5 protein-coding genes are annotated in these 5,019 nt (G+C 72.2%); 4 read left to right on the forward strand and 1 reads right to left on the reverse strand.

Features of this window, described 5'->3' with window-relative positions; translation table 11 throughout:
• Window positions 1-169 precede the first annotated feature (169 nt).
• The 4 genes from VFZ20_RS10325 (at window position 170) to VFZ20_RS10340 (ending at window position 4,175) form a co-directional block, all read left to right on the forward strand.
• A complete protein-coding gene (locus VFZ20_RS10325; RefSeq protein ID WP_329683787.1) occupies window positions 170-985 on the forward strand; it encodes a hypothetical protein in 816 nt (271 codons plus the stop codon).
• A gap of 116 nt (window positions 986-1,101) precedes the next feature.
• A complete protein-coding gene (locus tag VFZ20_RS10330) occupies window positions 1,102-1,872 on the forward strand; it encodes a hypothetical protein (RefSeq protein ID WP_329683788.1) in 771 nt (256 codons plus the stop codon).
• Window positions 1,873-1,981: 109 nt separating this feature from the next.
• A complete protein-coding gene (locus VFZ20_RS10335) occupies window positions 1,982-3,364 on the forward strand; it encodes an ABA4-like family protein (RefSeq protein ID WP_329683789.1) in 1,383 nt (460 codons plus the stop codon).
• A gap of 172 nt (window positions 3,365-3,536) precedes the next feature.
• A complete protein-coding gene (locus VFZ20_RS10340; RefSeq protein WP_329683790.1) occupies window positions 3,537-4,175 on the forward strand; it encodes a hypothetical protein in 639 nt (212 codons plus the stop codon).
• Window positions 4,176-4,266: 91 nt separating this feature from the next.
• On the opposite strand, the gene VFZ20_RS10345 is transcribed toward VFZ20_RS10340, so the two are convergent.
• On the reverse strand, window positions 4,267-4,818 hold the full coding sequence (locus VFZ20_RS10345; RefSeq protein WP_329683791.1) for a glutamate ligase domain-containing protein: 552 nt from the start codon (window positions 4,816-4,818) through the stop codon (window positions 4,267-4,269).
• Between the last annotated feature and the right edge of the window lie 201 nt (window positions 4,819-5,019).

Here is a 5,019-nt window from a genome sequence, read left to right on the forward strand (position 1 = left end):
CAGCCGGCGCCGGCCGACCTCAGAATGACAGCATGGGTGAGAAACGACTCTACACCCACTGCAAAACCACTCCATGGAGCCGTGCCCCGCGGATCCGCCGCGCGCCCCCTCCCGCGCGCGGCCCCGATCCGTCCCGCTGAATCTCCCGCCGTTCATCCCAGGGACTTCCATGCGTTCCATCCATCTGCTGCTCGCATCCGTCCTGCTCGCCGCCGCGCCGGCCGCCGCGCAGCCGGAGGTGCCGCTGGACGAGGTGATCCACGGCGACCTGACGGACGACGACCCCGTGGGCGAGGGAGACGCGCGTTCCGATGTGTACACCTTTTTCGCGCAGGCCGGCGCGCGGTACATGATCACGCTGGTCTCGGGGGACTTCGACGCGCTCGTGCGCCTGGGGCCGGCGATGGACGGCGACTGTTGGCCCTGCGTGGAGGACGATGACACCGGCGGCGACACGGACGCCATGCTGCTGTACGAGGCGGCGGAGGACGGCATGCAGGTGGTGCGCGTCACCTCGGCGGACGCCGGCGCGCTGGGCCGGTACTCGCTGCTGGTGGAGACGGAGGACAGCGGGCTGCCCTTTGACGACATCGAGGTGCAGACGGTCGTGCCCCTGGTGCTCCCCACGGACTCGGTGGTGCCGGTGCCCGTCATCGCGGCGGGGGAGACGGTGCGGGGCGCGCTGACGGACGACGACATGCGGGACGGCGAAGGCGCGGTGGTAGATGTGTGGAGCTTGATCGGCGAGCCGGGCGCCACGTTCGTCATCACCCTGCGGTCGGACGACTTCGACGCGCGGCTGCGCGTGGGGGTGATGCCCGGGGGCGAGTGCTCCAACGAGTGCGAGGAGGACGACGACGGCGGCGGCGGGACGGACGCGCGGGTGGTGTTTCGCCCCCGCGACGCGGTGGAGTACCAAGTCTACGTCCGCGCGTTCGCCCCCGGCGAGACGGGCCGCTACGCGCTCACGTTCCAGCGGCGCTGATCCGCATCCGCCGCGCATTGACGAAAGCCGCGCGGCGGACGGAACGTGGCGGGTGCCAGGATGGTAGCAGTGCCCCGCGCTTTCGCATCCACCTTTCTCCCGCCCGGAGCGGACCCATGTGCCGCCACTTCATCTGCCTTGCCGCCCTTGCCCTGCTGGCCGCAGCGCCGGCCGCCGCCCAGCCCAGCATCCAGCCCGGCCAGACCGTGGAGGGCGAGCTGTCGGCTCAGGATCCCGCGCTGCGGGACCGCTCGCACTTCGACCTGTTTCGATTTCAGGCAGAGGCGGACCACGTGTACCACGTGACGCTGCGCTCGGACGACTTCGACGCGTACCTGGCCGTGGGGGCGGATGCCGGACCGGAGTGCGGCACCTGCGACACGGACGACGACGGCGCCGGCGGCACGGACGCGGAGCTGCGCTTTACGGCGGGGAGCGCGGGGCTGTACCAGATCCGCGCGAACTCGTACGGCACGGGGCAGACGGGGCGCTACACCCTCGTGCTGGAGGACGAGGGCGTGCCCACGCCGGCCGACACGGTGGCCGCGCCCGGGACCGTCATCCTCAACCTCCCCGTCCAGGGGCGGCTGGACCGGCCGGACGAAAAGGCCGACAACGGCGCGTACATCGACACCTACACGTACCAGGGCCGGGCGGGGGAGACGCTCGTCATCACGCTGGAGTCGGACGACTTCGACGCGTACGTGCGGGTGGGCGCCGTGCACCAGGGCGCCTGCCGCCCCGTGCAGGGCGACGACAACGGCGGTGGCGGGACCAACAGCCGCCTGCGCGTCCGCATCCCCAACGACGGCGACTTTCACGTCCACGTGAGCTCCCGGCGCCGCGGCGAGGCGGGCGACTACACGCTGACGGTCGTCCGCGGCTGAAGCGGCCTCTCGTCCCGGACGATGCGGGCCCCGCGCGAAACTCGCGCGGGGCCCGTTCCGTTGGGAGGATGGCCCGCCCGAGCGCCGACCCCTCAACCGCCCTCCGCCGATGTACACGGTCCTCTTCAACGTGGCGGGATACGCCATCTTCGCGTGGCTCCTGCTCATCCTGCTGCCCGCGTGGCGGGTGACGCGCCGCGTTGCCGAGAGCGCGGCCTTCCCCGTCTTTTTGTCGATTCTCTACCTGGCCGGCATCGTTCCCCTGCTGATGAAGACGGGGCTGGGCGTGATGGCGGACTTCGGCAGCGCGGAGGGCGTCACGCGGCTGCTGGCCAGCCCCGACCTGGCGCTGGTGGCGTGGATCCACATCCTGGCGTTTGACCAGGTGGTGGGGATGGTGATCTACCGCGACAACATGGCGAACCGGTACGTGCCGCTGCCCGTGCAGTCCGTGCTGCTGTTCGCCACGCTGATGTTTGGCCCCGTGGGCTTTCTTTCGTACTACGTGCTGCGCGCGTGGAGCCGCAGCCGCCGCGCCGCGCTGGACCACCCGGCGGAGACGGAGCCCGTCGTGGGGCGCGTGCCGGCCGCGGGCGGGATGGGGACGGCGATGCGGAGGGCGGCGTCCGGCGCGCTGGACCTGGTGCGCCGCGAGCGCGCGCTGACGGCCACGGCGCTGCTGGGCATCGCGCTCGGCATCGGCTGCGGGACGGCGATGGCGATCCGCGGCGGCGAGCTGGTGGGCGCGGAGGGGCACCTGCGCAAGGCGGCGACGTTCGACATCGCCCTGGGCATCTACCTGCTGTCGCTGGTGATGCTGGTGCCCCTCGCCCGCTTCTCCCGCGCCGGGGGATGGGCGTGGAGCGGGTCGCTCGTCCTGCTGACGCTGTACGCGTTCGCGATGGAGAACGTGCAGGTGGCGAGGGGGATCGATCCGCGGTTCACGCGCGTGGGCTCGGCGACGGACCAGGTGCTGGGTGGATTCTTCTTCCTGGCCGCCACGGGGATGATCGTGAGCTTTGCCGTGCTGGCGTGGAAGATCCTGGCGCGGCGGACGGACGGCGCGGACGGCCCCCTGCTGCTGTCGCTGCGCTACGCCGTGGCGGCCACGTTCGGCGCGTTCGGGGCGGGGATGTGGATGAGCGCCGCGCAGGGCTCGCGCGCGGGCGACGCGGGGAGCATTCTGCCCCTCCACGCGCTGGGCTTTCACGGCCTGCAGGCGCTGCCGCTGATCGCCATCCTGCTGGCGTGGGCGGGCGTTTCCCGCGCGCGTCCGTGGATCCACGCGGCGGGCGTGGCGTGGCTGGTGGGCTGCGGCGCGGTCGCCTGGCAGACGGCGCAGGGCCGCGCGCCGGTGGAGCCGTCCGCCGCGAACGTAATCGCCGTGGCCGCGCTGCTGGCCTGGGCTGCCGTCGCCGCGCTCGCGTTCCGCACGTGGCAGCGCGCGGAGGCGGCTCCGACGCTGCTTCGTCCGGTATCCGTCACGGGGTAGTTTTCCGGAAAACTGCAATCTCACGCAGAGGGAGCAGAGGCAGCAGAGTACTTCATCTCGGAATGAAGTACTCTGCGCCTCTGCGGCTCTGCGTGAGAATTCTTTTCGGCGTGGGTCGTGCAATCCGGGGCGGCATCAGGAACTGCGATCACCCTCTGCCGCGGATTCGCCCATGCCCGACACGCGGACCGACTTCGACTGGTCCCGGTACGCCGACGCCACGCTGGCCGGGCTCTCCGTGCTGGTGCCCATCCCGTTCGTGGACGACGCGTTCGAGGCGTTTTTCCGCAAGCGCATTCCCGGCGCCGTGGCGCGCTCCCGCGGACGGACGATCTCCGGCGACGTGCGGGCGGCGCTCGAGGAAGAAGACGCGGCGCGCGGCGGCGGATGCGCGGCGCTGCCCCTGCGGCTGGTGATCGGCCTGTTCAAGCGCCTGTCGCGCAAGCTGCTGTACTTCCTGACCGTCAAGCAGGCCACCGACCGGCTGAGCTACTACTGGTACCGCGCGTTCCTGCTGGACCACATGCTGGCCGCGGGGCACCTGGACAACCCCGACCAGGCGCGGGTGGCGCACGGGGCGATGGAAGAGGTGCTCGCCCGCACCGGCGGCCCGCTTCCCCAGGTCGCGCGGCAGGTGGTGACGCAGATGCGCCACGTGTGGCCCGCGCTGCGCCGCGCCCGCCGCGGCGAGGAGGCCGAGGAGGTGCGGCAGACGCGCACCCAGCTGGAGGGCCGCTGGGGCGAGATCGCCCAGCACCTCGACGCCCTGGCGGCCCGCTATGACCAGGCGTACGCCAAGCAGGGCACCTGACGCGACGGAGGTGGGCAAAACAGCAGAGGACTTCATCGCGCGATGAAGTCCTCTGCTGCCCCTGCTCCCTCTGCGTGAGAATTCTTTTCCGTCAGCCCTCGGCGTCCACCAGCGGCCGCAGCTGGGCCATGACGGCGGGGAGGTCATCGGCCAGGACGACGACCAGGTCGCCGGGCCGCATCATCTCCAGCGCGCGGGCCACGGCATCCGGCTCCTCGGGCACCAGCTCGTACCGGTCCTCGCCCATCCCGCCCGCCCGCAGCCCCTCCGCGATGAGCGCGGCAGACTCGCCGGGGGCGCGGCCGCGGCGGTAGTGGCCGTGCTCCTTGGCGATCACGTAGTCCAGCACGGACGCGATCTGCCCCAGCTCGCGCAGGTCGTCGTCGCGCCGGTCGCCCGGCATGGCGACGAGGCCGATGCGCCGCCGCGCCTCCATCCGCAGCGCCACGTCCATCAGCCCGCGCAGGGCCGCCGGGTTGTGCGCGTAGTCCACGATGAGCGTTCCGCGCGCCGTCCGCAGCACGTTCATCCGCCCGGGCGTGGCCGCGCCGGAGGGAAGGAAGGTCATCAGCCCGTCGCGGATCATATCGACAGGCATCCCCTGCGCGTGCGCGGCGGCGATGGCGGCCAGCACGTTCTCCACCTGGAACCGCGCCGCGCATGTACGGCTCTCGCCGGCAGCAGCCCGCCCTCCCCCGGCCCCTCCCCGCTCGTTCCTCGCGGAGAGGGGAGAACACATCGTGGGCGCCGGGGCCGTGCTGCGGAGCGGAGTGTCTCTCGCCCGCGGAGGGCCCCCTCCCCCCGGCCCCCTGCCCCCGCTTCGCGGGGGAGGGGGAGAACTGCA

Origin of the sequence: Longimicrobium sp. (assembly GCF_036280135.1) — a bacterium.
GTDB lineage: Bacteria > Gemmatimonadota > Gemmatimonadetes > Longimicrobiales > Longimicrobiaceae > Longimicrobium.

Coding starts and splice junctions, on each gene's coding strand:
- VFZ20_RS10325 (WP_329683787.1), top strand. CDS start 170: ATGCGTTCCATCCATCTGCTGCTCGCATCCGTCCTGCTCGCCGCCGCG.
- VFZ20_RS10330 (WP_329683788.1), top strand. CDS start 1,102: ATGTGCCGCCACTTCATCTGCCTTGCCGCCCTTGCCCTGCTGGCCGCA.
- VFZ20_RS10335 (WP_329683789.1), top strand. CDS start 1,982: ATGTACACGGTCCTCTTCAACGTGGCGGGATACGCCATCTTCGCGTGG.
- VFZ20_RS10340 (WP_329683790.1), top strand. CDS start 3,537: ATGCCCGACACGCGGACCGACTTCGACTGGTCCCGGTACGCCGACGCC.